1 protein-coding gene is annotated in these 1,010 nt (G+C 68.1%); it reads right to left on the minus strand.

Going from position 1 to position 1,010, the window contains the following annotated elements; translation table 11 throughout:
* Positions 1–159: 159 nt before the first annotated feature.
* On the minus strand, positions 160–1,010 hold an 851-nt coding region (locus G3N58_RS33825; protein ID WP_241017360.1), incomplete at its 5' end, for a type II secretion system F family protein.

A 1,010-nucleotide genomic window follows, 5' to 3' on the forward strand; every position in this document is an offset into this window, starting at 1 on the left:
GCGCCGCGCTTTGCAGCGCTCGCTGATCGAGCGCCTGTCTGAGCGTGCGCTCGCTGCGCCGCGCCGCCGCCACGCGCGCCAGCACGAGGCCCGCGAGCAGCAGCATGGCGAAGGCGGCGAAAGCCAGCGCGAGAACGGCAAGGTGTCGGGCTTGCATGGTCAGTCCTTCAGGCTCGCAAGCCGGTAAAGCAGATACGCGCCGACCAGCTGCAACGCGAACGCGAGATAGACGAGCTGCCGTCCGAACGGGTCGAACCACATCGACGCGAAATACTTCGGATTGGACATGATCAGGAAACCGCCGATGCCGATCGGCAGCATCGCGAGCACCCACGAGGACAGCCGCGTTTCCGAGGACATCGCGACGAGTTCGCGCTCGGCCTGTTCGAGATCGCGCATGAACGAGGACATGCGATCGAGCATCACGTCGGCACGGCCGCCGTACTTGACCGACAGACGCAGCACCGCGCCGACCAGTTCGAGTTCGCGCACGCCGTAGATCACCGCGACCTGCGAGAGCGCGCGATCGATCTCGATGCCGGTACGCAGCATCCGCGAGACATAGTCGAGACATTCGCGCAGCGGCGCCTCGGTGTTTTGCAGCGCGGCCTGGAATGCGGCGGGCACGCTGTTGCCGAGCGTGATGAGCCGCACGATGCCGTCGAGAAAGAGCGGCAGCTGCCGCACGATCAGCTGGCGACGCTTGTTCGCGCGCATCGACAGCAGGAAATAGAAGAACATCGCGCACACGACGAGCGCGGCGCACACCGCGAGCAGGCCGCCGACGATGGCCGCCCACCCGCACAGCAGCAGCACGAGCACGCAGCAGATCGCGAGCGGCACTTTGGCGTCGGCGAGGCCCGCGCGCGTGAGCGCGTATTGCACGACGAAACGCACGCGCGCGCGCTGATACTGCCAGTGCGCCCGCCAGTCCGCGTTGGCGGGCGGCGCCTGCGGCGCGATCAGCGTCGCCTGGGTACGCGCGGCCGCCGTACGCGCTGCCGCCTGCG

Source organism: Paraburkholderia sp. Ac-20342, assembly GCF_017104985.1.
GTDB lineage: Bacteria > Pseudomonadota > Gammaproteobacteria > Burkholderiales > Burkholderiaceae > Paraburkholderia.